A 21,768-nucleotide genomic window follows, 5' to 3' on the forward strand; every position below is an offset into this window, starting at 1 on the left:
CGGGACGGTCCCGGCGGCCCGCGGCGGCCCGGTCAGTGGCCCATGACGAGGTCCATCACCTCACTGCGCAGCTTGCCGAAGAGCGGCTCCTGCTTGGTGAGGATCTGGTCGCGGTCGCGGGGCAGTGGCACGTCCACGGTCGCCTTCACCGTCGACGGGCCCTTGCTGAGCACCACCACCCGGTCGGAGAGGTAGACCGCCTCGTCGATGTCGTGGGTGATGAACAGGACCGACTTGTTCCACTCCCGCCACACCCGCAGGGTGAGGTCCTCCAGGCTGATCCGGGTCTGCGCGTCGACCGAGGCGAACGGCTCGTCCATCAGCAGGATCTTCGGCTTGTTGATCAGTGCGCGGGCGATGGCGACCCGCTGCTGCATGCCGCCGGAGAGCTGCCACGGGTACTTGCCGATCACCGAACGGGGCAGCCCGACGGCCGCGAGCAGGCTGTCCACCGCGCTGCTCACGGTGGCCCGGCTCGCCCCGGTACGGCGCAGCGGCAGCCCGATGTTGCGCTCGACGGTGAGCCAGGGGAACAGCGAGCGGCTGTAGTCCTGGAACACGATCGCCATGTCCTCGGACGGGCCGTCGCCGATGGTCTCACCGAACGACCGGACCTCGCCGGTGCTCGGTCGCATCAGCCCCGAGATGCAGTTGAGCAACGTGGTCTTGCCGCTGCCCGAGGGCCCGACGATGGAGACGAACTCGCCGGCGTGCACCTCCAGGTCGACCTGTTCGATCGCCAGGTGGTCGACCCCGTTCGTGGTGTACGTCTTGGACAGTCCCGCCACGACCAGCGCGGCCGGGGTGTGCTGCGGGTCGCTCATGCCGATCTCCCTACCGTCGGTCGCCCGCGGAGCGCCCACCGCTCGTACAGGCCGAAGAGTGCGTTGAACAGGATGCCTATCGCGCAGGCCATCACCACCCCGGCGAACATCCGGGGGGTGTCGAACTTCTGCTGCTGGAGCAGGATCTGGTAGCCGACCCCCGAGGTGGAGGCGTACAGCTCGGAGCTGACCATCAGGACCACCGCGATGCCCAGGCTGACCCGCGCGCCGGCCAGGATGCGCGGCAGCGCCGCCGGGAGCACGACGAACCGGAAGCGGTCCACCCGCCGCAGCCCGATCGCGCGGGCGCTGTTGAGGGCCAGCCGGTCGACGTTGGCCACCCCGTCCATCGTGTTGAACACGACCGGCCAGATCGAGCCGAACGCGATGACGAAGATGGGCATCCGGTCGTTGATCCCGAGCAGCACGATCGCGATCGGGATGAGCACGACCGCCGGGGTGGCGACGCCGAGGCGCACCACCGGCGCGCACAGCCACTCCAGGCGTCGGCTGCGGCCCAGCGCCACGCCGGCCACGGTGCCCACCGACACCGCCAGGGCGTAGCCGACGAGCAACCGGAACATGCTCGCGCCGACGTCCGCGACGAACGCGTCGGAGGCGAACAGCCGGTGCGCCGGCCCGCTCCACCACAGGTCGACGAACGCACCGGCGACCCGGCTCGGCGGCGGGGTGAACGACGAGTCCCGCCAGCGCAGCAGCACCTCGGCCACGAGCACCAGGGCGAGCACGAGCCACGTGTAGGACACCACTCGGATGAGGAACCTGCGCACTGTCTACTCCTGCCCGGACGGACGCCAGCGGATGACGCGTCGCTCGGTGAGCTGGGCGGCGATGTTGAGCACCATGCCGGTGATGCTGACCGCCAGCACCCCGGCGTAGACCGCGTCGGCCCGCTGCGCCTCCTGGTAGCTGACGAGCACCGTGCCGACGCCGGTGGTGGCCCCGAGCAGCTCGGCGCTGAGGGTCACCACGAACGCGATGCCGGTGGCGATCCGGATGCCGGTCACCACGTACGGCAGGGTGGTCGGCAGCAGCACCCGGCGCATCGTCTCCACCCGGCCGAACTTCAGCGCCTGGGCCACCCGCAGCGCCAGCGGTTCGACGCTGCGTACCCCGTAGATGGTGTTGACCAGGAGGATCCAGAAGACCGAGAAGGTCACCACCGAGATCTTCATCTGCGGGCCCAGCCCGATCAGGACGATCGCCGCCGGGATCAGCGTCACCACCGGCATCGCCCGCCCGATGTCGATCACCAGGGAGCTGGCCCGGGCCAGTGGTCCGAGGTAGCCGATCAGCAGGCCCAGCGGGATGCTGATGACCACCGCGAGGCCGAGGCTGACCGCCCAGGTGGCGAGCGTGTCGAGGTACTCCCGGACGAAGTCGGCGTCGCCGAGCAGGCTGGCGAACGCCCGCCCGACGGCGACCGGGCCGGGCAGCCCGGAGGCGGGCACCACCCCGGCGGCGGCGACGGCGGCCCAGCCGGCGACCAGCAGGCCGAGGCCCGCCACCCCCCAGAGCATCGGCTCGCCGCGCCGCAGCGCGATGCGGACGGCGTCCATCAAGCCGACTCGTGGACGAGGCCGGAGGTGTCGACCCTGGTGCTGATCGCGCCGAACTCGTGGGCGAGGTCGGCCATCTGCTGCCACTCCGCCTCGTTGGCCGGGTCCTTGATCTGGCGCAGCGACTCGTCCATGGCGGCCCGGAACTTCGCGATCCGGTCGGCGTTGCCGGCGACGAACTTCTCCGAGGCGACGTAGTCGGCGTAGTTGATCCGGCCCTGCACGTCGGCGTACGGCTCGCCGAGCCAGACCGCGCCGCCCTCGCGGACCAGGGTCTGACCGATCGCCCCGCTGGCGTTGATCGCGTCGACCGCGCCGCCCTTCAACGAGGTGGCCATCTGCGCGCTCGGGATGTTCACGTACTTGATCTTCTTGTCGTCGCAGCCGGCCCTGCGGACGGCGGCGCTGGTGTAGACCTGGCCGGGACCGTTGAGTTCGGTGACCCCGACGGTCTTGCCCACCAGGTCGCAGTAGGTCTTCGCGCTGCTCTTCGTACTGGCGAAGACGCCCCGGCTGCGGGTCGGGTCGGGCGGGGTGGGGTTGAAGTACGCACCCATGACGATCTTGACCTTGACCCCCTGCGAGGCGGCCACGATCGCCCCCCAGCCGCCGGAGAAGGCCAGGTCGACCTGGCCGGAGTCGGCGGCGGCGACGGCGGACGAGGCGGACGCGAGGGTGACCGGCTCCACCGCGATGCCGTGCTTGGCGAAGAGGCCCTTCTTCAGCGCCCAGACCAGGGTGATCTCGTTGGGGAAGCCGATCTGGGTGACCTTCAGCGGCTCGCCGAGCGAGGCGTCGGCGGGGGCGCTCGATCCACCGTCGGAGAAGCAGCCGGACAGGGCGAGCGCGCTGACGGCGACCAACGCGACGCCCAGCCGTCCGCGCCGCAGCGGTCCACCGTGCCGGCGGCGGTGCGGGGCGCGGTCGTGTCCGTGACGGGGTCCGTCGGCGGCCCGGTCTCCCGGGGTACGTGCCTTCGAGTCCACAGAGAAGAAAGCCATGGGGATGTCCTCCAGTGAGTTGACAGGCATCCCGAGGGGGTGTGCGCCTCGGCCGGCGCGGACACCGACGCCGCGGACGCCGCAGGTGGGGCCGGCGGTGATCCGCGATCGTCGACGGGGCCTGGTGGGGGATGAGGAGGGTGCGGCGGTACCCGACCGGTGTCGCCGATCGGACGTGGTGGGTGACGCGGGCCGGTGTCGCCAGGACTTCACGGCAGGCGGCGGGATGACCGGCGCCTCGGTCACGGGCACGAGGAAGGGTGGCGGCCGTGCCGACGGTGGAGCTGCGTTGACGGGTGCCGAAGTACTCTATGCGAGACGGCATCTTGTCAAGCGATCCATGCGGCCCCTGGCCCGCGTTCGCGCACCTCACGGCCGGTGTGGTGCCGTCGCGGCCACCGTGGCGTGGGGTTGACAGCACCTGCATGATGGGTAAATCTATCGCTATCCGAGATGGCGTCTCTCTTTTTGATACAGACTGCCCCGGCCGACGACCCGCATGAGCAGCACCGCGACCCGGGCGCAGGAAACTGGCGAACGAACAGCGAGGTTCAGCCGTGACCAACCAGCAGGACGTGGACGTGACGATCACCGGTCGGGCCGTGCCGGGATCCGAGCGGATTCTGACCCCGGAGGCGGTGGCCTTCCTCGCCGGACTGCACCGCCGCTTCGGGGCCCGACGCGACGAACTCATCGCGCTGCGCGTCGCCCGACAGGCCGAACTGGACGCCGGGGCCGTGCTCGACTTCCTCCCCGAGACCGCGCACGTGCGCGACGCGGACTGGCGGGTCGCGCCCCCGGCCCCCGGCCTGGTGGACCGTCGCGTCGAGATCACCGGCCCCACCGACCGCAAGATGACGATCAACGCGCTGAACTCCGGCGCCAAGGTCTGGCTCGCCGACTTCGAGGACGCCATCACCCCCACCTGGGAGAACGTCATCTCGGGTCAACTCAACCTCGTTGACGCGCTGGACCGCACCATCGACTTCGGCATCCCCGACGGCAGGTCCTACACCCTCGGCGACGACCTCGCGACCATCGTCGTGCGGCCCCGGGGGTGGCACCTGGACGAGAAGCACCTGCACGTCGACGGGCAACCGGTGGCCGGCGCGCTCGTCGACTTCGGGCTCTACTTCTTCCACTGCGCCCGGCGGCAGCTCGACGCCGGCCGGGGGCCCTACTTCTACCTGCCCAAACTGGAGAGCCACCGGGAAGCCCGACTGTGGAACGACATCTTCGTCTGGGCCCAGCGGGAGCACGGCATCCCGCAGGGCACCATCCGGGCCACCGTGCTGATCGAGACGATCCCGGCCGCGTTCGAGATGGACGAGATCCTCCACGAGCTGCGGGAGCACTCGGCCGGGCTGAACGCCGGCCGGTGGGACTACCTGTTCAGCATCATCAAGAAGCACCGCAACCGGGGCACCGACTTCGTCCTGCCCGACCGCAACTCGGTCACCATGACCGCGCCGTTCATGCAGGCGTACTGCGAACTGCTGGTGCGGACCTGCCACCGGCGCGGCGCCCACGCCATCGGCGGCATGGCGGCCTTCATCCCCAGCCGCCGCGACGACCAGGTGAACGCCACCGCCCTGGCCAAGGTCCGTGAGGACAAGACCCGCGAGGCGACGATCGGGTTCGACGGGTCGTGGGTGGCGCACCCGGACCTCGTCCCGCTGTGCCGGGAGGTCTTCGACGGCTTCCTGGCCGACGCGCCGCACCAGCTCGACCGCACCCGCGACGACGTCACGGTCGACGCCGCCGCGCTGCTCGACGTCCGGTCGGCCGGCGGGCAGGTCACCGAGGCCGGCCTGCGCAACAACGTCAGCGCCGCCCTGCAGTACCTCGCGGCCTGGCTCGGCGGCCTGGGCGCGGTCGCGATCTTCAACCTGATGGAGGACGCCGCCACCGCCGAGATCGCCCGCTCCCAGGTGTGGCAGTGGGTGCACAACGACGTCGTCCTGGCCGACGGGCGGCCGGTCACCCGGGACCTGGTCGAGCAGGTGATCGACGAGGAGACCGCCACGATCGCCGCCGCCCGGGGACCGGCGTTCGACGCCGCCGGCTACGCCGCCGCCCGGGAGCTCCTGGTCGAGGTGAGCCTGGCCGACGAGTTCGTCGAGTTCCTCACCCTGCCCGCCTACGCACGGATGTCCTGAACAGTCATCGAGGAAAGGATCTGATGTGGTCGAGATCGTGGGTGGCCCCGCGGCATGGCGGGGACCGGACATCGTGGACAGCACCGAATGGAAGATCGAACTGACCGACGCGCACGTCGCCGAACTCATGGCCGCCCTGGCGGCGGTCGACCGACCCGACGTCGGCCTGCGGGACGTCACGAAGGAGAACTTCGTGCTGCCCACGCTCGCCCCGGTGCTCGCGGGCGTGGTCGACGAACTGGTCGACGGTCGCGGCTTCGTGCTGGTGCGCGGGGTGCCGGTCGAGCGGCTGACCGAACGGCAGGCCGAGCTGATGTACTGGGGCATCGGGCTGCACGTGGGCATCCCGATCCACCAGAAGACCGAGGACGACCTGCTCATCCACATCCGGGACCAGGGCGTCGACCGCGACGACCCGCTGGTGCGCGGCTTCCAGACCAGCGCCCGGCTCGACTACCACGCCGACTCCTCCGACGTGGTCGGGCTGCTGTGCATCCGCCCCGCCATGTCCGGCGGGGTCAGCACGATCGTCAGCGCGGTCGCGGTACACGACGAGATCGTCCGCCGCCGCCCCGACCTGGCCGAGGTGCTGTACGCCGACTGGTGGCACGACCGCCGCTCGGGCAACGGCCCGGAGAGCTTCTTCCAGTGCCCGATCTTCGGCCGCAACGACGACGGCAAGCTGTTCGCGCACTACGGCCGCGCGTACATCGAGTCGGCCCCCCGGGGCGAGGGCGTGCCCGACCTGACCCCCGCCCAGATCGAGGCGATGGACCTGCTCGACGAACTCGACAACTCCGACGAGTTCGTGCTCAACATGAACTTCGCCCCCGGCGACATCCAGTTCCTCAACAACTACACCATCATGCACGCGCGCACCGACTACCAGGATTACCCGGAGCCGGAACGCAAGCGGGACCTGATCCGGCTGTGGCTGGTCATCGACCGTGACCTCGGCCTGCCGCCGGCCTTCGACGCCGGGGGCATCGTGCCCCGCGCGGTCGCGCTGGCCCGGTGACCCCACCGCCCGCCACGGCGGCCGGGGCATCCGGCGGCCGGCCGTGGCGGGCGGGCCGGACCCGCGCGGGCGTCCCCGCGCCCGCCGGCCCGGCCGGCTCACCCGACGCGGCGTCGACGGGCCAGCGCCAGCGCACCCAGCCCGGCGGCGAGCAGCCCCACCACCAGGGCGACGTAGCCGCCGCCGCGTCCGTTGCCGGTTCCGACGCCACCGTCCGCGGAGGCCACCACCAGCCCACCCAGGGCCACCCCGACCACCCCCGCCGTCACGGCCAGCACGCCGCCGCGCCGCCCGGCGGCGGTCGGCCGGCGCAGCGCCAACCCTGCGACGACCACCCCGGCGAGCCCCAGCAGCACGGCGACCGTCGCCCCGAACCGTCCGACGCTCATGGTGGTGACACCGACCGCGTCCCGCCGCGCCGACAGGTGCGCCGAGGCCGGGGCGGCGAACCCCGTCGCGCCGAGAACGACGGCGGCGAGCACCGTCGACACCAGTCGGGACGACCGGGAAACGCCTGCTGGACGCATGATGCTCCTCCTGTCCGCGACGCGTGCCCCCACGCGCCGGTCTCCCCGATCATGGCGGCGGGCGCGACGGCCGTCGTCCGGCGAACGTGGACAGTGCGCACTGCCGCCGTGGCGTACCCGGCCGCCGCCGACGCGGTACGCCTACCGCGTCCGTGGTATCCGCCGGTCGTCCGTCGGCAGGAGTCGCCCCCCGGTGGCAGCCGGTTAGGGTGCGCCCATGAGCACAGCACGCTGCGGTGTCCGCGACGGGGCGATCGCCGGCGGGGTGGCGGTGGTGCTGCTGCTCGCCGGGGTGGCCGGGGATCCGGGGCCCGGTCCGGTCGGTTACGCCCTGCTGGCGGCCGGCGGTCTGGCGCTCGCCGCCCGCCGGCAGGCCCCGGTCGCCGTGCTGGTCGGCACCGGCGGGTGCGCGGTGGGCTGCCAGGCGGTCGGCCTCGACGTGCCCGCCGTCGCCTTCCTGTTCGCGGTGTACTCCGCCGTGCGGGCGGGACACCGCACGGCCACGGTGGTGGCGGCGGTGACGGTGCTGGTGGCACTGCCCCTGGTGGCTCTCGGCCCGCCCCAGGAACTGGCTCTGGGCGCGGCGTTCACCCGGGCCCGGGGCGTGCTCGAACTGGCCTGGCTGGTCGCCGCCGGCGCGGCGGGTGAGGCGCTGCGGCAGGCCGAGCGGCGGGCGGACGAGGCCGAGCGGAGCCGGGAGGAGACCGCGCGGCGGCGCGCCGACGAGGAACGGCTGCACATCGCCCGCGAGCTGCACGACTCGCTCACCCACCAGATCTCGGTCATCACCGTGCAGGCCGAGGTGGCCGTGCATCTGGCCCAGCGGCGTGGTGAGGAGGTGCCGGAGGCGCTGCTGGCGATCCGGGCGGCCGGCCGGGAGGCGACCCGGGAGCTGCGGGCGACCCTGGAGGCGCTCCGGGACGACGGGCAGGGCAGCCCGCCCGGCCTCGACCACGTTCCGGAGCTGGTGCGTCGGGCCCGTGCGGCGGGTCTGGACACGACCCTGACCATCGCCGGTGACCGGCACGACGTTCCGGCGGCGGTCGGTGCGACGGCGTACCGGATCGTCCAGGAGTCGCTCACCAACGTCACCCGGCACGCCGCCGCCACCACCGCGTCGATCCGGATCGACTACCGGCGCGACGCGCTCGCCATCCGGGTCGACGACGACGGCAGCGCACTCCCGTCCGGCGCGTCCACCCCCGGCGTCGGGCTGCTCGGCATGCGCGAACGGGTGGCCGCCCTCGGTGGTCGGCTGCGCGCCGGCCCGCGCCGTGGCGGCGGCTTCACCGTCCACGCCGAACTCCCCACGGGCGGCATTCCGTGATCCGGGTGCTGCTCGTCGACGACCAGCCGCTGCTGCGCAGCGGCTTCCGCGCGTTGCTCGACATCGAGGACGACATCGAGGTGGTGGGGGAGGCCGCCGACGGCGTCGCGGCGCTGACGCTGGCCCGGCGGCACCGGCCGGACATCGCGCTGCTCGACATCCAGATGCCGGTCATGGACGGCATCGAGACCACCCGACGCATCGCCGCGGACCCGACCCTGGCCGGGGTGCGCGTCGTCATCCTGACCAACTACGGCCTGGACGAGTACGTCGTCGACGCGCTGCGTGCCGGGGCGGCCGGGTTCCTGGTCAAGGACATCGTGCCGGAGGACCTCCTGCACGCCGTCCGGGTCGCCGCCCGTGGTGACGCCCTGCTCGCGCCGTCGATCACCCGCCGGCTCATCGACAGGTACGTCTCCGCCCGCCCCCGGGTCGCCGCCGACGTCGCACTGGCGGGGCTGACCGGTCGGGAGCGCGAGGCCGTCGCCCTGGTCGCGCAGGGCCTGTCCACCGGGGAGATCGCCGACCGGCTGGTGATCAGCCCGCTGACCGCGAAGACCCACATCAACCGGGCGATGGTCAAGCTCCATGCCCGCGACCGCGCCCAACTCGTGATCGCCGCCTACGAGTCCGGCCTGGTCACCCCCGGCGGCGGATGAGCGCGCCGCCGACCCGCGCGGGCCTGACCGGGCCGGCACGGTCCGTCGGCCCCGGTCGGCCCCGCGGCGGCCCGTCCGGCCCGTGACATGATGACGCCCATGGGGAAGCAGCAGGACGTCGACCGGCCCGACCGTCACGGTGGCGAGGGTGCCCGCCCGCCCGCGACGCTGGACGGCGACGTCGACGCCCGGCTCCGCCTCGCGCAGGACCCGGGCACCACCCACCTGACCCTGATCGACCTGGCCGCCGATCCGTCGCCGGTGGTCCGGCGGGCGGTCGCCATCCGGGCCGACGCGCCCGCCCAGGCGTTGCGCCCGCTCACCCGTGACCGTGACCGCGACGTGCGGGAGGCCGTGGCGCGTAACCCCGCCACCTCGATCGCCAACCTGCTGCGCCTGGTCAGGGACGCCGACCGGTGGGTCCGCTGGGCGGTGGCCGGCAACCCGGCCTGCGACGCGTCGGTACGCCGGGCGATGGCGCAGACCGCCGACAAGGAACTGCGGGGCCTGCTCGCCGAGTCGCGCGACCTGGAGCCGGAGTTGGCCGTGCGGCTGGTCGACGACGTCTCACCCGAGGTGCGGGAGCGCCTCGCCGCCCACACCCACGACCCCGACGTGATGACCACGCTGCTGGCCGACCGCACGGCACGGGTTCGCAAGGGGCTGGCGCGCAATCCGCGGACCACCGCCGAGCACCGTCGCGCGCTCGCCCAGGACCCGGTGCCGGATGTCCGCGCCGCCCTGGTGTCCGCCGTCGCGCTCGACGAGGCCGACCTGCGTGCGTTGGTCGAGGACCGGTCGGCACAGGTGCGGATGGCGGTGGCGACGTCGGAACTCGTCCCGGCGCACCTGCGGCAGGCGCTCACCGACGACCCGGACGAGCTGGTCGCGGACGCGGCCCGGCAGTTCCGCCCCGGTGCGGCGACCTCCCCGGTGGTACGCGCGCCGCGCGTCGGCCACCGCACCGCCGGGCCGGGGCGCTCGGGCGACACCCGGCGCTGAGCCCGTCCCGCGTACGACGGGTGTCGCGGTTGGGGTTTCCCCTCGCGTCGAGGGTGCGCGACACTTCTCGGGCGGATCGATCGGGGTGGCTCCCTTCATTTCCTTCCGACCGGACGGTAGCATTGTCTGGCTGTATCGCGGACAGGGAGGCCATTGATGGCGCGTGCGACGTCCCGCCCGGAGTCGACCCGACGCCGGCAACGCTGGCCCGACGGGTACGACCCGGAGAACACCCGCAACTCGCTGATCACCAGTGCGTTGGGGCTGATCGAGCAACGGGGCTTCGACCGCACCTCGGTGCAGGAGATCGCCGACCAGGCGCAGCTCACCAAGGGTGCCTTCTACCACCACTTCGCCAGCAAGGACGACCTGCTGCGGCACATCCAGGAGGAGTACCTGGAGGCGCAGCTCGCCGCGATCCAGAAGATCGAGGCCGACAGTGACGACCCGACCGTACGGGTACGCGAGCTGATCCGGTTCAGCCTCACCAGCGTGGCCGAGTACCGGGCCCACGTGACGATCTTCTACCAGGAGCGGCGCTACCTCTCCGGTGACCTGTTCGCCGAGGTGACCCGCAAGCGGGGCCTGGTGGAGGCGGCGTTCGCCGGGATGATCGCCGACGGGGTCGCCCGGGGGGCGTTCCGCGCGGACGTCGACCCGCGCATCGCCACCTTCGGGCTGGTCGGCATGTGCGCCTGGGCCTACCAGTGGCTCAACGTCGGCGGACCGCTCAGCGTCGACGAGGTGGCCCGCCAGTTCAGTGCGATGGTGCTGGAGGGCCTGACCGCCTGAGCCCCGCCGGGGCCCTCGCCCCGCCCGTCAGTCCTTGAGGAGTTGGCGGGCCATGACGATGCGTTGGACCTGGTTGGTGCCTTCGTAGATTTGGGTGATCTTGGCGTCGCGCATCATGCGTTCGACGGGGTAGTCGCGGGTGTAGCCGTAGCCGCCGAGGAGTTGGACGGCGTCGGTGGTGATCTCCATGGCGGCGTCGGAGGCGAAGCACTTGGCGGCGGCGCCGAAGTAGGTGAGGTCGGCGTCGCCGCGTTCGGACTTCCCGGCCGCCGCGTACGTCAACTGGCGGGCGGCTTCGAGTTTCATGCCCATGTCGGCGAGCATGAACTGGATGCCCTGGAACTCGGCGACGGGTTTGCCGAACTGCTGGCGTTCGCGGACGTAGCCCTTGGCGTAGTCGAGGGCGCCCTGGGCGATACCGACGGCCTGGGCGGCGATGGTGACGCGGGTGTGGTCGAGGGTTTGCATGGCGGTGGCGAAGCCGGTGCCGGGTGCGCCGATGATGCGGTCGGCGGGGATGCGGACGTTGTCGAGGTAGACCTCGCGGGTGGGGGAGCCCTTGATGCCGAGTTTCTTCTCGGGTGCGCCGAAGCTGACTCCGGGGTCGGATTTCTCGACGACGAAGGCGGAGATGCCCCGGGAGCGGGCGGTGGGGTCGGTGACGGCGAAGACGGTGTAGAACTCCGACACCCCGGCGTTGGTGATCCACCGTTTCACGCCGTTGAGGATCCAGTGGTCCCCGTCGCGGACGGCGCGGGTGGTCATCGACGCCGCGTCGCTGCCGGCCTCGGGTTCGGACAGGCAGTACGAGAACATCGCCTCACCCGCCGCCACCGGCGTCAGGTAACGCCGTCGGAGTTCCTCGGACCCGGCCAGCAGCAGGGGCATCGTGCCGAGCTTGTTGCCGGCGGGGACGAGGGCCGACGAGGCGCACGCGCGGGCGACCTCCTCGATGACGATCGCGGTGGCCAGGGCGTCCGCGCCGGCTCCGCCGTACTCGACGGGGATGTGCGGGGCGTGGAAGTCGGCGGCCCGCAGCGCGTCGTAGCCGGAGCGGGGGAACTCGCCGCTCTCGTCGGCCTCGGCCGCGTGCGGGGCCACCTTGGCGGCACAGACCTCGCGGACCGCCTCGCGGACCGCGTCGTGCTCCTCGGGCAACCGGTACGCCTCGAACACCACAGACCCCCTCGTCAGAACCGCCGGACAGTAAAATACCATCCGGTCGGTATGTTGAGCACCCCTTGAGTTCTCCGGACCGGAGGTGTTAGATACCCACCAGTCGGAATGTGGGAGGCCGGATGACCCGCGCGGTCCGGGCAGGCATGGACTTCGTCTCCGCGCTCGACCGGGGCAGCCTCGGCGGCCTCGCCCGGTTGTGCGCCCCCGACGCGACCTGGTGGGTGGACACCGGCCCGGACCGTCGCGGCGGCGATCCGGATCTCGCGCCGTACGGCAGCGGACGCTTCCCCCTGCACGGCCTGATGCGGATGGACGACAAGCTGGCGCTGATGCGGTCCCTCGGCCCGCACGCGTTCCCCACCGGCTGCCGGCAGATCCCCCGCCGGATCGTCGCCGGGGACGACACCTGCGTCATCGAGGTCGAGGGGTACGGCGTCCACGCCAACGGACGCGAGTACGCCAACCGCTACGGTTTCGTCGTCGACGTGGACCCGACCGGCGCGATCGTCGCCGTGCGGGAGTACCTCGACACCGCCCACGCGCAGCACGTCGTGGGCGACGACGCGCCCGTACCCCGCAGCAGCCTCGACGACCCCCCGCACCACGTCCCGCCCGCCCCGCTCGACGCGCCCCCGGTGCTGGCGACCGCGCTGGCGATGTGGCCGGCCCTCGCCCGGGGCGACCTCGACGCCTTCGGCGCGCTGTTCACCGCCGACGCCACCTGGTGGACCGACTCCGGCCGCCGCCGCGACCTCGGCCGGCACCACGGCCGGGGCGACCTCGACGCCAACGGGCCGTTGCACGGCCGGGTCGCGATGAGCGGGAAACTCGCCGCGATGCGGGCCCTGCTGGCCGGCGGAGCCTACGCGTCCCCCGGGATCGCGGTCACCGCCGACCGGTGGATCGTCGACGACACCCTGGTCGCCGTCGAGGCCCACGGACACGCCGTCCTCGGCGGCGACGCCCGCTACCAGAACCGCTACCTCTGGATCGTCGACGTCCGACCCGGCGGCATCGCCGAGGTCCGCGAGTACTGCGACACCCTGCACGTCACCGACCTGATGGGCGTCGCCCCCGTCGACCGCCCCACCGGAGAGGACCACCGATGACCGGAGCAGTGATCACCGACATCGACGAGGTGCTGACCACCACCCGCGCGGTGCGCCACCGGCTGGACTTCGACCGGCCCGTCGGCCGCGCCGTCGTCGAGGAGTGCCTGCGCCTCGCGCAGCAGGCGCCGATGGGCTCCAACCTGGAGGACTGGCGGATCGTCGCGGTCGACGACCCGGCACTCAAGCGGGAACTGTCCACCCTGTACACCGAGATCTGGCACGACACGGTCGCCCGCCCGCTGGCCGACGGCGAGGCGGCCACCACCACCCGGTTGTCGCCCGGCGTCCGGGCCGACCCCCGCGCCCAGGCCCGGCAGCAGCGGGTCCTCGCCGCCGTGAAGCACCTCGTCGACCACCTGGCGCAGGTGCCCGTCCTGGTCGTGCTGTGCAGCACCAAACCGGTCCCGCAGCGACCCGTCGGCGGCACCGCCTCCGGCTACTACGGGTCGATCTTCCCGTTCGCCTGGTCGTTCCAGCTCGCCCTGCGCTCCCGGGGCCTCGGCTCGGTGCTGGCCACCGCCCTGGCCCACCGGGCCACCCGGGTACGCGAGGTGCTCGGCCTGCCCGACGACTGGCGACCGGTCACCCTCGTCCCGGTCGCCTACACCCGGGGCCTGGACTTCCGCCCCGCCGCCCGCGCCGACCTCGCCGACGTGGCGTTCTGGAACGGGGCCACCGAACCGGCCGGATCGGCGGCCCGGTGAGAGCCGCCCATGTCCGTACCCCCAGCGCCGCCGACCCGGTCGGCGCGCTGCACGTCGGGGACCTCGCCGCCCCGACGGCACCCCCCGGCTGGGTCGACGTCGACGTCCGGGCCGGCGCGCTGAACATGCACGACCTGTGGACGCTGCGCGGCGTCGGCACCACCGGACACGACGGGCCCCGGGTCATCGGCAGCGACGCGGCAGGCGTCGCCGCGGGCCGCGAGGTGATCGTCTACCCGGTGCTGCCCACCGCGCCCGACGGTCGGACCGTCCCGCACCCCACCCTGCTGCCCGACGCCGGCCACGGCGTGCTCGCCGAACGGATCGTCGTCCCGGCGGCGCACCTCGTCGCCAAACCCGCCGGATTGAGCTGGGCCGAGGCCGCCAGCCTGCCGACCGCCTGGCTCACCGCGTACCGGATGCTGTTCACCCGGGCGGCCGTCGGCCCCGGGCGGACCGTGCTGGTGCAGGGCGCGGGTGGCGGGGTGGCGACCGCCGCGATCAGCCTCGCCGTGGCCGCCGGCGCAACCGTGATGGTCACCTCCCGCTCGGCGGCCAAACGGGAACGGGCCCTCGCCCTCGGCGCAGCCGTCGCCCTGGACAGCGACGCGCGGACCCCGGAACTCGCCGACATCGTCGTGGAGACCGTCGGCGCGGCCACCTTCGCCCACTCGACCCGCTGCACCCGGGCCGGCGGCACCATCGTGGTGTGCGGCGGCACCAGCGGTTTCACCGCCGAGCTGGACCTGCCACGCCTGTTCGCCCGGGAGATCAGCGTGCACGGCGCGACCATGGGCACCCTCGACGAGTTCGTGGCGCTGGTCGGGTTCGTCGACACCCACCGGCTCCGACCCGTCGTCGACAGCGTCGTCGACCTCGCCGACATCCGCACCCAGGCGGGCCGGATGCTGGCCGGCACCGCGTTCGGCAAGCTCTGCGTGAGCCTGACGTGACCTCCGTGGTGCTGACCCGGCGCGGGGCCGCCCTCTGGGCGCGCATCGACCGGCCCGGGTCCGGCAACGCCTGCGACAGCACCGTGCTGACCGGTCTCGAACGGTGGCTCGCCGCCGCGACCGACCCGGGCGTACGGGTGCTCGTGCTCACTGGCACCGGCCGCAGCTTCTGCGCCGGGGCCGACCTCGCCGAGGCCACCGCCCTGCTCGGCGACCTGCCCGCGCTGCTGGCCCACCTCGACCGGGGCCGCCGCCTGGTCCGCGCCCTCCGGGCGGCCCCGGTGCCCACCGTCGCGGCGGTCAACGGGGCGGCCTTCGGCGGCGGCCTCGAACTGCTGCTCGGCTGCGACGTCGCGGTCGCCGCCGACAGTGCCCGGATCGGCGACCGGCACCTCGCCGCCGGTCAGGTCCCCGGCTGGGGGTCCAGCGTGCTGCTGCCCGCAGCCGTCGGCCCGGCGCTCGCCCGACGCCTGCTGATCACGGGGGAGACCTGGTCGGCCGAGGAGTCCGTACGCCGGGGACTGGTCAGCGCCGCCGTCGCCGACGACCGGCTCGTCGGGCACGTCGACGCGCTGGCCGCAGCGGTCGCGGCCCGCGACCCGGTGGCGGTCCGCCGGATGCTCACCGTCGCCCGCCCGCCGGTGGCCGAGGCGGACTGGGACCGGGAGTGGGAGACGCTGACCGCACACGTCACGGCCCAGGCGGCGGCCCGTGCCGCAGCCGCGTCCCCGCCCGACCGGCACGCCCCCGGGGCACCCACCCGACCCGACCCCCTGGACCCACCGCCCGGAACGGAGCACGCCCGATGCGCACCATGAGACGGACCACCGTCGACACCCCTTCCGACCTGCTGGGGCTGGTCGGCACGGAACTGGGCGTCAGCGCGCCGCAGGTGGTGACCCAGCGGCAGGTCGACCAGTTCGCCGACGTCACCGGGGACCACCAGTGGATCCACGTCGACGTCGAACGGGCCCGGTCCGGGCCGTTCGGCGGCACCGTCGTGCACGGGTTCCTCACCCTGGCCCTCGTCCCCCGGCTGCTCGCCGACATCCTGGAGGTGCGGACCTTCTCGATGGGGGTCAACTACGGCCTCGACCGGGTCCGGTTCGTCCGTCCGCTGCCGCCGGGGGTCGAGATCCAGGGCACCGCGACCCTCGTCGCGGCCACCGCGATCACCGCGCCCGGCCCGCAGGCCACCCCGGGGGTGCAGGCCACGGCGTCGGTGGCGGTGGAGTTCGCCGACACGTCGCAGCCCTGCTGCGTGGCGGAGATCGTGTTCCGCTACTACGCCTGAGCTAGCAGAACGTCGCCCGACCCGCCCGGCGGCGGCCGGACCAGGGCCGTCGCCGGGCCGGCGGTCACCCGGCCCGGCGGCCCGCGGTCACTCGGTCATCGTGCGCGACGGGGCGACGAACCGGCCCCGGTAGAACGACAGCGCCGGCACGTCGGTGGGCTTCAGGTGGACCCGGTCGACGTCGATCAGGACGATCACGTGGTCGCCGCTGGTGATCACGTCGTCGCGTCGTCCGGCCAGGATCGCCGGGGTGTCGGGCAGCAGCGGGACGCCGTCGGGGCCGGGCACCCAGGACACCCCGTCGAGCCGTTGCTCCCCGGACAACCCGGAGGTGGCGAACCGCCGGGCCACGTCCTCCTGGTCCTGGCTGAGGATGTGCACGGCGATCCGGTCGGCGTCCATCAGCACCGGGAAGCTCGACGAGAAACTGGTGACGCAGAACAGCACCTTCGCCGGGTGCAACGAGACCGAGGTGAACGAGTTCACGGTCAGCGCGGCGACGGCGCCCCCGGCGGTCACCGCGGTCACCGCCGTCACGCCGGTGGGGAAGTGCCCGCACACCTGGCGGAACTCGGCGGAGTCGAACAGGGGCTCGGCCATCATCGGGTCACCGCCGGGTCGCAGGAGTCGTGGTCGGGACGCAGCCCGGTGTCGAGCTGGATCAGGCACAGGGTGTGCCCACCCGGGTCCTTCACCAGGTGCAGCCGTCCGTGCGGGGTGTCGACCGGCCCGACGGTCGGCTTGCCGCCCAGGGCGGTCACCCGGGCCAGCGCGTCGTCGAGCGAGGCGACGGCGAAGTAGGTGACCCACGTCGACGGGATGGGGTTCGGCCAGGCGTTGTCGAGTTCGAGGACCCCGGCGACCGGCACGTCGGCGAGCATCAGCACGGTGTAGGGCCGGGCCGTCGGCGAGTCGTCGCGCTGCTGGGTGGTGTAGCCGAACAGCGCGCGGTAGTAGGCCACCGCCTCGGCCGGCTCACCGGTGTCCAACTCGTTCCAGCACAGCGCCCCGACCGAGTTGACCGCCTGGACGCCGACGCGCGACTCACCCTGGTAGAGGCCGAAGGCCGCGCCGAACGGGTCGATCACCGCCGCGCCGGTGCCCGCCGCCGGCAGGTACCGTGGCGGCGCGACCAGTTCGCCGCCGAGCGCCACCGCCTGCCGGGCGGACGCGGTGATGTCGTCGACGGCGAAGTAGGTGAGCCAGCCCCGGGGGCGGTCGCCGTGCAGGGCGGCGGCGTCGGAGATCCCGGCGACGTCCCGCCCGTCGATGCTGCACATCCGGTAGGTGGTGCCGCCGAGGCGTTCGGCGCGGACCGTCCAGCCGAGCAGCGCGGCGTAGAAGGTCTCGGCCTGCGCCGGGTCGGGCGTGCACAGCTCCACCCAGACCGCCTCGCCGGGCTGGAATCGTGGTCTCATCCGGTTGCCCCCCTGGTGGCCGGGCCCGCGACGATCGTGCGGGCCGAGATGTCGTACGCCTGGTCGGCGGTCCCGGTGGTCAGGCTCGACTCGACGACGCCGACCACCGCCCGCAGGGTCGCCCCCGGCACGGCCAGCAGGGCGTCGACGAGCTCGTCGACCGCCCCGTCCAGCTCGTCGTCGGGGACCACCCGGGCCACCAGGCCCCAGTCGAGCAGTTGCCCGGCGGTCGCCTCCGCCACCCCGGTGAGCAGGTGGTAGGCGTGTGGCCGGGGCACCGACCGGGCGATGGTGTGGCCGACCCCGGCGGGGGCGAAGCCGTAGCGCGCCTCCGGCAGGGACAGCCGGGCGTCGGCGGCGGCGACCGGCAGGTGTACGGCGGCGAGCAGGCCGACGCCGAACCCGATGATCCGTCCCCGGACGGCCGCGACGACGGGCACCGGGAGCCGGCGGATGCGCTGCACCGCGGTGTCGCTGGCGCGCAGGTCGGCGGCCACCTCCTCGCGGGTGGCCCCGGCCAGCGCGGTGAAGGAGGAGGTGTCCCAGCCGGCGCAGAAGTGCCGCCCGGCCATGTCGAGGCGGATGACCGCGCAGGTCGCGTCGGCGGCGGCGGTCTCCAGGGTGTCGACGAGCCGGTGCAGCGTCGGGGTGTCGAAACAGTTGCCGCGCGCCGCGTTGTCGTAGCGGACCCGGGCGAGGCGGCCGTCGTGCCCATGGGTGAGGGTGATGGTCACCGCGGCATCATACAAACCGGTCGGTATGAACACAACGGTGCTGGCCGGCGGGCCTTTGTCACGCGAATGTCACGAGCGAGATACCCGGTCGACCCGTTGACTTGATACCGGCTGGTCGGTACTTTGTGGCGAACGTCACCGCCGCCTCACGCGGAGACAGAACGGGTCCATCGCAGTGAAGGACACCCATGATGATCATGAAATCCCTGCGCTCCCGGCGCTCCCTGGCACTGGCCGCGGCCCTGGCCGTCGTGGGCGCCGGCCTCACCGGGTGCGGCGGCTCCGATTCCGACAACTCCGGCGCGTCGGGCACGGGCCCGATCCGGGCGCTGCTCGCCGCCCAGCCGGCGACACTCGACCCGATCGTCGGCGCGCGCTCCGCCCAGATCGTCTGGGCGACGATGCTCGAACCCCTGATCAACACCGGTAGCGACCTCGCGCCGACCGACACCGGCCTGGTCACGAGCTGGACCCGTACCGACGCCACGACCTGGACGTTCAAGGTCCGGCCCGACATCAGCTTCAGCAACGGCGAGAAGGCCGACGCGGCGGCGGTCGCCAACACCATCACGCTCACCCGCGACAGCGCGGCCTCGCAGCTCAAGTCGTACTTCGGCAACGTCACCGCGATCGAGGCGCCCGACGCCACCACGGTCGTGGTCAAGACCAAGACCCCGCAGTACGACATCCCCGACCTGCTTACCACCGTCTACCTTGTGCCGCCGAAGTACTACCAGGAGAAGGGCTCGGAGGGTTTCGCCGCCGCACCCGTCGGCACCGGCCCGTACGTCTGGTCGGGCGCGAACGCCGGCCGCGACATCTCGGTCAAGCGCAACCCCGACTACTGGGGCACCAAGGCGACCAACGAGGGCGTCACCTTCACCTGGGCCAACGAGGCCGCCCAGCGGCTCGCGCTGATCCAGAGCAAGAGCGTGGACGTCTCCTTCGACCTGCCGCCGGCCCAGGCCAGCGCCGCCAAGTCCGCCGGGGTCGAGGTGGTCAGCACCGAGACCGCCATGAAGATCATCGCCTTCCTCGACTCCACGAAGGCGCCGTTCGACGACCCCAAGCTGCGCGAGGCGGCGGCCCTGGCCATCGACCGCGACGCCATCGTCAAGGGCATCTTCGACGGCCAGGCGGTCGCCGACGCCGGCCTGCTCAACGTCAAGCCCGGTCAGCAGCCGACGCAGAGCGTGACCGCCGACGCCGCCAAGGCCAAGGAACTCCTCGGCGGGGCGACCCCGACCGTGCAGATCACCTACCCGGCCGCCCAGTACACCAACATCGAAGAGGTGTCCCAGGCCGTCGGTGGCAGCCTGGAGAAGGCCGGCTTCAAGGTCAGCTACGTGCCGCTGGACTACGGCACGCTGGTCAAGCGGATCGTCGGCCGCCAGGTGCCCGGCCTGTCGATCTTCGCCGGGGTGCCGAACGTCGCCGTGCCCGACTACTTCGTCAGCGGCTTCATGAAGACGAAGTCGATCACCGGCAACTGCCCCGACCCGCAGATCGACACCCTGGCCCAACAGGCGCTGGAACAGAACGATGCCCAACAGGCCGCCCCGCTCTACGAGCAGCTCAACACGATCGGCGTGGTCCAGAAGCACTGCTACGTGCCGCTGTACCGGCAGGTGTTCAACTACGCGACCGGCCCCGGCGTCTCCGGCGTGGTGTTCGGCCCGCTGAACACCGTGGACTTCACGAAGACGACCCGCTGACGATGTCCGAGGTAGCGGAGACGGGGGTGCCGGGCGACCTCGCCCGGCACCCCCGCACCCCGGAGTCGGACACCCCCGTGCTGGAGGTCGACGACCTCGTCGTCGAGCACCGCGACGGCGGCACCGGCACGCTCTTCCGCGCGGTCGACCAGGTGTCACTGCGCATCGCGGCCGGTGAGAGCGTCGCCGTCGTCGGCGAGTCCGGCTCCGGCAAGACCACCCTCGCGATGGCCGCCACCGGGCTCGGCCCGCGCGGCCGGGGCGACATCCGGCTGCTCGGCCACTCGCTCGCGGCGGTCAGCCGCACCCAGCTGCGCCGGCTGCGCCCCGAGGTGCAGGTGGTCTTCCAGGACCCGCACGGCTCGCTCGACCCCCGCCAGTCGGTCCGCTCCGGGTTGCGGGAACTGCGGGCGCTGCAACCCGAACGGACCTCCTGGATCGACGACGCCGACCTGCTCGGCCGGGTCCGGCTCGCCCCGGACCTGCTCGACCGCTACCCCCACCAGCTCTCCGGGGGCCAGGCGCAGCGGGTCTGCATCGCCCGCGCGCTGCTGATGCGTCCCCGCCTCATCGTCGCCGACGAACCGACCTCCGGCCTCGACGTCTCCGTCCAGGCCGACGTGCTGGCCCTGCTGCGCCAGATCCGGGCCACCACCGGCGCGGCGCTGCTGATGATCAGTCACGACCTGGCCGTGGTCCGTTCGCTCTGCGACGTCGTGCACGTGATGTACCGGGGCCGGGTCGTCGAGGCGGGACCCTGCGACCGGGTCTTCGGCACCCCCGAGAACGACTACACCCGCGAACTGCTCGCCGCGATGCCCGGCGCGCGCTGGAGGTCCCGCCGATGAAGGCCAGCACCGTACGCCGCGTCGGCGGCCGGCTCGCGTCGCTGTTCGCCTCGCTGCTCATCGCGCTCAGCCTGGCGTTCCTGCTCGGCCGGCTCTCCGGCGACCCGACCGCCACCATCCTCGGCCCGATGGCCCCGCCCGAGCAACGCGAGGCGCTGCGCCACCAGCTCGGCCTGGACCTGCCCGTCGTCGTGCAGTACCTCGACTACCTCAAGGGCGTGTTCACCGGCGACCTCGGCCAGTCGTTGCAGTTCTACCAGTCGAACACCTCGATGATCGCCGACCGGCTGCCGTACACCCTGCAACTGGTCGGCGCGGGCATGGCCCTCGCCCTGCTGGTCGGCGTGCCGCTCGGGGTGCTCGCGGCCACCCGGGAGGGCACCTGGTGGGACCGGGGGGCCTCCACCCTCGCCCTGCTCGGCCAGTCCGTGCCGGTCTTCTGGTTCGGCATGATGCTGGTGGTGCTGTTCGCCGTCAAACTCGGCTGGCTGCCCGCCGGCCAGTCCGGCAGCCCGAGACACCTGATCCTGCCGGCGCTGACCATGTCGGTCTACCCGATGGCGCACATCGCCCGGCTCACCCGCGCCTCGATGAGCGACGCGCTGGCCGAGCCCTACATCGACTCCGCCCGCGCCCGGGGCATCAGCACCCGCCGGGTGGTGTGGCGGCACGCCTTCACCAACGCGATGATGCCGATCCTCACCATCGTCGTGCTGCAGACCGGCATCCTGCTCTCCGGCGCGGTCGCCGTCGAGTACGTCTACTCCTGGCCCGGTCTCGGCCAGCTCGCGTTGCAGGCCATCCAGTTCCGCGACTTCCCGCTGGTGCAGGCGATCGTGGTGTTCGGCGCGCTGGTGTTCGTCGTGCTGAACCTGCTCGTCGACGTCCTGCACTCGATCGTCGACCCGAGGGTGCGGTGAGC

General features: G+C 72.8%; 23 protein-coding genes. 14 read left to right on the forward strand and 9 right to left on the reverse strand.

Going from position 1 to position 21,768, the window contains the following annotated elements; all coding sequences use genetic code 11:
• Positions 1-32: 32 nt before the first annotated feature.
• The 4 genes from ACN268_RS02920 to ACN268_RS02935 are packed head-to-tail and all read right to left on the reverse strand — an operon-like array spanning position 33 to position 3,405.
• Complete coding sequence (locus tag ACN268_RS02920; protein WP_421481593.1) at positions 33-824, reverse strand: ABC transporter ATP-binding protein; 792 nt, start codon at positions 822-824, stop codon at positions 33-35.
• The gene (locus tag ACN268_RS02925) at positions 821-1,591 is read right to left on the reverse strand and encodes an ABC transporter permease (protein ID WP_421481594.1); all 771 of its coding nucleotides are present in this window, start codon (positions 1,589-1,591) and stop codon (positions 821-823) included. Before ACN268_RS02925 ends, ACN268_RS02920 begins: the two co-directional genes overlap by 4 nt.
• A gap of 27 nt (positions 1,592-1,618) precedes the next feature.
• A complete protein-coding gene (locus tag ACN268_RS02930; RefSeq protein WP_421481595.1) occupies positions 1,619-2,404 on the reverse strand; it encodes an ABC transporter permease in 786 nt (261 codons plus the stop codon).
• Complete coding sequence (locus tag ACN268_RS02935) at positions 2,404-3,405, reverse strand: ABC transporter substrate-binding protein (protein ID WP_421481596.1); 1,002 nt, start codon at positions 3,403-3,405, stop codon at positions 2,404-2,406. The genes ACN268_RS02930 and ACN268_RS02935 overlap by 1 nt, the downstream gene beginning before the upstream one ends.
• A gap of 557 nt (positions 3,406-3,962) precedes the next feature.
• Between ACN268_RS02935 and aceB the strand changes: the two genes are divergently transcribed.
• Positions 3,963-5,564 carry a malate synthase A gene (gene aceB / locus ACN268_RS02940; RefSeq protein WP_421481597.1) on the forward strand — a complete coding sequence of 534 codons (1,602 nt, stop codon included), beginning with the start codon at positions 3,963-3,965 and terminating at the stop codon, positions 5,562-5,564.
• A 73-nt stretch (positions 5,565-5,637) separates the two neighbouring features.
• Positions 5,638-6,582: a TauD/TfdA family dioxygenase gene (locus ACN268_RS02945; RefSeq protein WP_421481598.1), complete on the forward strand. Its 945-nt coding sequence runs from the start codon at positions 5,638-5,640 to the stop codon at positions 6,580-6,582.
• A gap of 98 nt (positions 6,583-6,680) precedes the next feature.
• On the opposite strand, the gene ACN268_RS02950 is transcribed toward ACN268_RS02945, so the two are convergent.
• Positions 6,681-7,109 carry a DUF6223 family protein gene (locus tag ACN268_RS02950; RefSeq protein WP_421481599.1) on the reverse strand — a complete coding sequence of 143 codons (429 nt, stop codon included), beginning with the start codon at positions 7,107-7,109 and terminating at the stop codon, positions 6,681-6,683.
• A 217-nt stretch (positions 7,110-7,326) separates the two neighbouring features.
• Between ACN268_RS02950 and ACN268_RS02955 the strand changes: the two genes are divergently transcribed.
• The 4 genes from ACN268_RS02955 (at position 7,327) to ACN268_RS02970 (ending at position 10,889) form a co-directional block, all read left to right on the forward strand.
• Positions 7,327-8,436, forward strand: a complete 1,110-nt coding sequence (locus ACN268_RS02955; protein WP_421481600.1) for a sensor histidine kinase — start codon at positions 7,327-7,329, stop codon at positions 8,434-8,436.
• Complete coding sequence (locus ACN268_RS02960) at positions 8,433-9,095, forward strand: response regulator (protein WP_421481601.1); 663 nt, start codon at positions 8,433-8,435, stop codon at positions 9,093-9,095. The genes ACN268_RS02955 and ACN268_RS02960 overlap by 4 nt, the downstream gene beginning before the upstream one ends.
• Before the next feature lie 99 nt (positions 9,096-9,194).
• On the forward strand, positions 9,195-10,097 hold the full coding sequence (locus tag ACN268_RS02965; protein WP_421481602.1) for a hypothetical protein: 903 nt from the start codon (positions 9,195-9,197) through the stop codon (positions 10,095-10,097).
• A gap of 156 nt (positions 10,098-10,253) precedes the next feature.
• The gene (locus tag ACN268_RS02970) at positions 10,254-10,889 is read left to right on the forward strand and encodes a TetR/AcrR family transcriptional regulator (protein ID WP_204926564.1); all 636 of its coding nucleotides are present in this window, start codon (positions 10,254-10,256) and stop codon (positions 10,887-10,889) included.
• A 27-nt stretch (positions 10,890-10,916) separates the two neighbouring features.
• Here the strand turns inward: ACN268_RS02970 and ACN268_RS02975 are convergent, their stop codons facing one another.
• The gene (locus tag ACN268_RS02975) at positions 10,917-12,065 is read right to left on the reverse strand and encodes an acyl-CoA dehydrogenase family protein (RefSeq protein ID WP_421486794.1); all 1,149 of its coding nucleotides are present in this window, start codon (positions 12,063-12,065) and stop codon (positions 10,917-10,919) included.
• A 122-nt stretch (positions 12,066-12,187) separates the two neighbouring features.
• Here ACN268_RS02975 and ACN268_RS02980 point away from each other — a divergent pair, with 122 nt between their 5' ends.
• From ACN268_RS02980 to ACN268_RS03000, 5 genes are read left to right on the forward strand one after another with little or no spacing between them, the layout of a single operon-like run.
• Entirely contained in the window at positions 12,188-13,177 is a 990-nt protein-coding gene (locus tag ACN268_RS02980; RefSeq protein ID WP_421481603.1) for a nuclear transport factor 2 family protein, read from the forward strand.
• Entirely contained in the window at positions 13,174-13,884 is a 711-nt protein-coding gene (locus ACN268_RS02985) for a nitroreductase family protein (RefSeq protein WP_421481604.1), read from the forward strand. Before ACN268_RS02980 ends, ACN268_RS02985 begins: the two co-directional genes overlap by 4 nt.
• The gene (locus tag ACN268_RS02990; protein ID WP_421481605.1) at positions 13,881-14,837 is read left to right on the forward strand and encodes a zinc-binding dehydrogenase; all 957 of its coding nucleotides are present in this window, start codon (positions 13,881-13,883) and stop codon (positions 14,835-14,837) included. The genes ACN268_RS02985 and ACN268_RS02990 overlap by 4 nt, the downstream gene beginning before the upstream one ends.
• On the forward strand, positions 14,834-15,655 hold the full coding sequence (locus ACN268_RS02995) for an enoyl-CoA hydratase/isomerase family protein (RefSeq protein ID WP_421481606.1): 822 nt from the start codon (positions 14,834-14,836) through the stop codon (positions 15,653-15,655). The genes ACN268_RS02990 and ACN268_RS02995 overlap by 4 nt, the downstream gene beginning before the upstream one ends.
• A complete protein-coding gene (locus ACN268_RS03000; RefSeq protein ID WP_421481607.1) occupies positions 15,643-16,131 on the forward strand; it encodes a MaoC family dehydratase in 489 nt (162 codons plus the stop codon). Before ACN268_RS02995 ends, ACN268_RS03000 begins: the two co-directional genes overlap by 13 nt.
• 87 nt (positions 16,132-16,218) lie before the next feature.
• Here the strand turns inward: ACN268_RS03000 and ACN268_RS03005 are convergent, their stop codons facing one another.
• The 3 genes from ACN268_RS03005 to ACN268_RS03015 are packed head-to-tail and all read right to left on the reverse strand — an operon-like array spanning position 16,219 to position 18,283.
• Positions 16,219-16,734 carry a flavin reductase family protein gene (locus tag ACN268_RS03005; protein ID WP_421481608.1) on the reverse strand — a complete coding sequence of 172 codons (516 nt, stop codon included), beginning with the start codon at positions 16,732-16,734 and terminating at the stop codon, positions 16,219-16,221.
• Positions 16,731-17,549 (reverse strand): VOC family protein, encoded by an 819-nt coding sequence (locus tag ACN268_RS03010; RefSeq protein WP_421481609.1) that lies wholly within the window; start codon positions 17,547-17,549, stop codon positions 16,731-16,733. Before ACN268_RS03010 ends, ACN268_RS03005 begins: the two co-directional genes overlap by 4 nt.
• Complete coding sequence (locus ACN268_RS03015; protein ID WP_421481610.1) at positions 17,546-18,283, reverse strand: enoyl-CoA hydratase/isomerase family protein; 738 nt, start codon at positions 18,281-18,283, stop codon at positions 17,546-17,548. Before ACN268_RS03015 ends, ACN268_RS03010 begins: the two co-directional genes overlap by 4 nt.
• A gap of 191 nt (positions 18,284-18,474) precedes the next feature.
• Between ACN268_RS03015 and ACN268_RS03020 the strand changes: the two genes are divergently transcribed.
• Genes ACN268_RS03020 through ACN268_RS03030 form a run of 3 tightly spaced genes read left to right on the forward strand, consistent with a single transcriptional unit; the run spans position 18,475 to position 21,766 of the window.
• Entirely contained in the window at positions 18,475-19,998 is a 1,524-nt protein-coding gene (locus ACN268_RS03020) for an ABC transporter substrate-binding protein (protein ID WP_421481611.1), read from the forward strand.
• Positions 19,999-20,000: 2 nt separating this feature from the next.
• Positions 20,001-20,846 carry an ABC transporter ATP-binding protein gene (locus tag ACN268_RS03025; RefSeq protein WP_421481612.1) on the forward strand — a complete coding sequence of 282 codons (846 nt, stop codon included), beginning with the start codon at positions 20,001-20,003 and terminating at the stop codon, positions 20,844-20,846.
• Complete coding sequence (locus tag ACN268_RS03030) at positions 20,843-21,766, forward strand: ABC transporter permease (RefSeq protein ID WP_421481613.1); 924 nt, start codon at positions 20,843-20,845, stop codon at positions 21,764-21,766. Before ACN268_RS03025 ends, ACN268_RS03030 begins: the two co-directional genes overlap by 4 nt.
• Positions 21,767-21,768: the final 2 nt, after the last annotated feature.

Source organism: Micromonospora sp. WMMD735 (assembly GCF_049178995.1).
Lineage (GTDB): Bacteria > Actinomycetota > Actinomycetes > Mycobacteriales > Micromonosporaceae > Micromonospora > Micromonospora wenchangensis.

Excerpts from the sequence above, each read along its gene's own strand:
- ACN268_RS02920 (WP_421481593.1), bottom strand. The coding sequence starts at position 824 with ATGAGCGACCCGCAGCACACCCCGGCCGCGCTGGTCGTGGCGGGACTG.
- ACN268_RS02930 (WP_421481595.1), bottom strand. The coding sequence starts at position 2,404 with ATGGACGCCGTCCGCATCGCGCTGCGGCGCGGCGAGCCGATGCTCTGG.
- ACN268_RS02935 (WP_421481596.1), bottom strand. The coding sequence starts at position 3,405 with ATGGCTTTCTTCTCTGTGGACTCGAAGGCACGTACCCCGGGAGACCGG.
- ACN268_RS02950 (WP_421481599.1), bottom strand. The coding sequence starts at position 7,109 with ATGCGTCCAGCAGGCGTTTCCCGGTCGTCCCGACTGGTGTCGACGGTG.
- ACN268_RS02955 (WP_421481600.1), top strand. The coding sequence starts at position 7,327 with ATGAGCACAGCACGCTGCGGTGTCCGCGACGGGGCGATCGCCGGCGGG.
- ACN268_RS02965 (WP_421481602.1), top strand. The coding sequence starts at position 9,195 with ATGGGGAAGCAGCAGGACGTCGACCGGCCCGACCGTCACGGTGGCGAG.
- ACN268_RS02970 (WP_204926564.1), top strand. The coding sequence starts at position 10,254 with ATGGCGCGTGCGACGTCCCGCCCGGAGTCGACCCGACGCCGGCAACGC.
- ACN268_RS02980 (WP_421481603.1), top strand. The coding sequence starts at position 12,188 with ATGACCCGCGCGGTCCGGGCAGGCATGGACTTCGTCTCCGCGCTCGAC.
- ACN268_RS02985 (WP_421481604.1), top strand. The coding sequence starts at position 13,174 with ATGACCGGAGCAGTGATCACCGACATCGACGAGGTGCTGACCACCACC.
- ACN268_RS03000 (WP_421481607.1), top strand. The coding sequence starts at position 15,643 with ATGCGCACCATGAGACGGACCACCGTCGACACCCCTTCCGACCTGCTG.
- ACN268_RS03005 (WP_421481608.1), bottom strand. The coding sequence starts at position 16,734 with ATGATGGCCGAGCCCCTGTTCGACTCCGCCGAGTTCCGCCAGGTGTGC.
- ACN268_RS03010 (WP_421481609.1), bottom strand. The coding sequence starts at position 17,549 with ATGAGACCACGATTCCAGCCCGGCGAGGCGGTCTGGGTGGAGCTGTGC.
- ACN268_RS03020 (WP_421481611.1), top strand. The coding sequence starts at position 18,475 with ATGATCATGAAATCCCTGCGCTCCCGGCGCTCCCTGGCACTGGCCGCG.
- ACN268_RS03025 (WP_421481612.1), top strand. The coding sequence starts at position 20,001 with ATGTCCGAGGTAGCGGAGACGGGGGTGCCGGGCGACCTCGCCCGGCAC.
- ACN268_RS03030 (WP_421481613.1), top strand. The coding sequence starts at position 20,843 with ATGAAGGCCAGCACCGTACGCCGCGTCGGCGGCCGGCTCGCGTCGCTG.